Below are 3,155 nucleotides of genomic sequence, written 5' to 3'. Positions count from 1 at the left end.
TATACATATTTTTTTATCATTTTATATAGATGTAAACAACATACCTATAATTGTAACATTTTACCAAATAGGTAACGCCAAAAAAATGTAAAATTAATCTTTTCATATCTTTTTCAAATTACTTTATAGCTATTTTCCAAACATTTTCAAACGCTTTCTTTATGTATTTTATCCGTTTTTCTACATGTAGCGAAAAGTAATTGTTATTTCCAATACTTTAGTGTATATTTTTTCTCTGGAACATCTTTAAGAGGAAGGGATTAAGGCCATGTTATTAATCGATATATTTACGTTTCTTGGCATTATCGCCGCTGCCATTTCTGGTACATTAGTTGGTTTAAAAAAAGATTTAGATTTATTCGGTGTCCTTTGTTTAGCTGTAGCTACTGCGCTCGGCGGCGGTATTATTCGTGATATTATGATCGGTAACCTGCCTCCCGTCGCATTTGTTAAACCCATTTACTTTTTCGTAAGCGTATTATCAGCATTATTTACTTGTATGTTTTTTGAGCGTATCAATAAACTTCAAGTTGTTATTATGCTTTCTGATGCCGTTGGCTTAGGCGTTTTTACAGCTATTGGTGCAAATGCGGCAATGTCACATCATGTTGACGCCTCATTTTTAGTTGTTTCAATGGGAGTCATTACAGGTATTGGAGGCGGTATTTTGCGTGACATTTGCGCTCAAGATATCCCCTACGTATTCCGAAAAGAAATTTACGCCATCGCTTCTATTTTAGGGGCAATTAGTTTCCTAATCACATATGCAATGGGGGCACACGTATTGGCTTTCTATGTTTGTTTATTAGTAACATTCATTATTCGTGTTGTCACTGTCATATATAATGTACATTTCCCAGTTTTCTTTAAAACACATGCTAAAATTAATAAAGGTCATTAAGAGAATTCTATATGGAATTCTCTTAATTTATATACTATTCTACACACTAATATAGAGTAATTGTATATAAATATATATAATTATATTAGAACCAAAAATGAAAACGCTTTACAAACAGGGGGAAGAACGATGCTTGGGGTTTTTAAAAAACATAACAATACAACAAACGTAAGTATACTTGAATTAAGTAAGAATCAACAAATCACTTTTAACGTTCCTACTAATTCTGAACTGAAAATTCAAATGGATATGCTACATATTTCAAAAGAAGATTTACAAATCGTAAAGGTACTACAGCCTTTTATTTATGAAGAAATTGATTGGATTACTGAAAAATTCTATTCCAATATTACAAAACAGCCTAATTTAATTACGATTATCGAACGTTATAGCTCTATTCCAAAACTAAAGCAAACTTTAAAAACACATATAAAAGAATTATTTAGCGGAGATATGCATGAAAACTTTATTGAACAACGTGTTAGAATTGCAAAAAGACATGTACAAATTGGGTTACATAGAAAATGGTATACTGCCGCTTATCAAGAATTATTCCGCTCTATCATGAAGATTTTAAAAACGAAAATTACAACAATTGACGATTTTTCTTATTCTATAAACGTAATAAACAAATTACTTACTCTTGAACAAGAACTCGTTATTGCGTCTTATGAATCTGAATATGAAAGAATGCAAAAAGAACTTGAAAAAGAAAAAGAAATAACAGCTATGACCATTACGCATATTGCAACAGAACTAGCATCTGTATCTGAAAAAACAAGTGCTTCTATTCAGCAGTTAACCGCTAAATCTGAAACGATTGTAGAAATTGCTAAAATAGGTACGTCATTAGCTACAACATCAGAAGAAAAAGCAAATAAAGGTAAAGAACAATTAAATGAGCAAAATAAACGAATGGAATACATTCAAACGAACATGGAAACGATTATTACAGATACACATGAACTTCTCGATATTTCTAACAAAATTAACGAAATTATAGATATTGTAAAATCAATTGCCGAGCAAACAAATTTACTCGCACTAAACGCTGCAATTGAATCTGCGCGTGCTGGGGAATTTGGCAAAGGCTTTTCTGTTGTAGCTGGAGAAATTAGAAAGTTATCAGAGCAAACGAAAGAATCTATATTTAACGTTACAAAGCTCGTTGAAAAAACAAATGAACAGATTGTTCGTGTCTCTTCTTCCGTGAAACAAATTAGCTCTCTCGTATCTGAAGGAACTGATAGTATGTCTGCAACGGATCAATACTTCCAAGAAATCGTAAAAGACATGTCTAACTCAAAAGAACAGAATAAAAAAATTGAAAATGAGTTAGAAACCATTTCACAAGTAATGAAAGGAATTCAAGACGATTCCTCAAAAATGGCTCTAACAGCTGATAGTTTACAACTAGAACTGAACCGATAGAGCGATTACAGTAGAGATTTTTTATCTCTACTAGCTCTTAGTATTCATCTTCCATCAAAAAAAAGAATCCAATTTGGATTCTTTTTATTTTCTAAAGAATATTTTTTGACAATACACATAACTCATATAAACACCAAAGCTTTGCAAAATAAACAATGCTGGCACAATAAGATTATAATATGCCATATCGACTTGGAAGAGCTTTAACAATACGTACCCGCTAATTAACAATAAGAACAACATATATCCCTCGTTTTGTTGTTTCTTAATAAGGAAGTGTAATAGAGCTATAGTCATAAATAATGTTACCGCTATATATATCAGTTTTTCACATTTAAAAAGAATAGAATTTATTCCCTCATCTGAAAACTGATTTATCACCGGTTCTAAAAGTTTAAATCTTTCTCCCTCAATCTCTTTTAACTTTTGATCAATATGCTCTGTTACACTTTGATTTTTCGATACTTTTTCCTCACGTTGCGTTTTTCCAATTAAGACAGATTGAACATACGTCTCATTCGTAATCGTATATTGTGACAGTCCCATTGTCTTAATTCCATAATTCACACTAAAATGAGCACTATAAAACAGAATAAGTATCCCTATCGTCTTTAGTAACACTTTTTGTTTCGTTGCTGATTGAAACACTTCAATTAATAATACATATATCGTGATAAAAATAGGAAGAAATAATCCCATTGGGAAAATCATATTACTACATGCAAATAAAATCGCTGAAAACACCCACATATAAGGATGATCTAATCCTTTATATAAAAGTATGTAGCAAGCAAAATAAAATAAAAACATTGCAAGTAACTCA

At 31.1% G+C, this 3,155-nt stretch carries 2 protein-coding genes and 2 pseudogenes; 3 read left to right on the top strand and 1 reads right to left on the bottom strand.

Annotated elements, in window-relative coordinates:
* The first annotated feature begins 268 nt into the window (after positions 1 to 268).
* The 3 genes and pseudogenes from MR083_RS26305 to MR083_RS28210 all read left to right on the top strand — a co-directional run bounded on the left by MR083_RS26305 (position 269) and on the right by MR083_RS28210 (position 2,332).
* Positions 269 to 901, top strand: coding sequence for a trimeric intracellular cation channel family protein (locus tag MR083_RS26305; protein WP_000924376.1), 633 nt, complete (start codon positions 269 to 271; stop codon positions 899 to 901).
* 129 nt (positions 902 to 1,030) lie between these two features.
* Positions 1,031 to 1,528: pseudogene (locus tag MR083_RS28215) on the top strand (protoglobin family protein); the annotation flags it as partial.
* Between the two features lie 63 nt (positions 1,529 to 1,591).
* Positions 1,592 to 2,332 (top strand): methyl-accepting chemotaxis protein, encoded by a 741-nt coding sequence (locus MR083_RS28210; RefSeq protein ID WP_373696332.1) that lies wholly within the window; start codon positions 1,592 to 1,594, stop codon positions 2,330 to 2,332.
* Positions 2,333 to 2,416: 84 nt separating this feature from the next.
* On the opposite strand, the pseudogene MR083_RS26295 reads toward MR083_RS28210, so the two are convergent.
* A pseudogene (locus MR083_RS26295) lies at positions 2,417 to 3,155 on the bottom strand (hypothetical protein); the annotation flags it as partial.

Origin of the sequence: Bacillus cereus group sp. BfR-BA-01408 (assembly GCF_022663305.1) — a bacterium.
GTDB lineage: Bacteria > Bacillota > Bacilli > Bacillales > Bacillaceae_G > Bacillus_A > Bacillus_A pacificus.
The sequence above is the reverse complement of the archived record's forward strand: the minus strand, read 5'-3'. Positions and strand labels throughout refer to the sequence as shown.

Coding starts and splice junctions, on each gene's coding strand:
- MR083_RS28210 (WP_373696332.1), top strand. CDS start 1,592: ATGCAAAAAGAACTTGAAAAAGAAAAAGAAATAACAGCTATGACCATT.
- MR083_RS26305 (WP_000924376.1), top strand. CDS start 269: ATGTTATTAATCGATATATTTACGTTTCTTGGCATTATCGCCGCTGCC.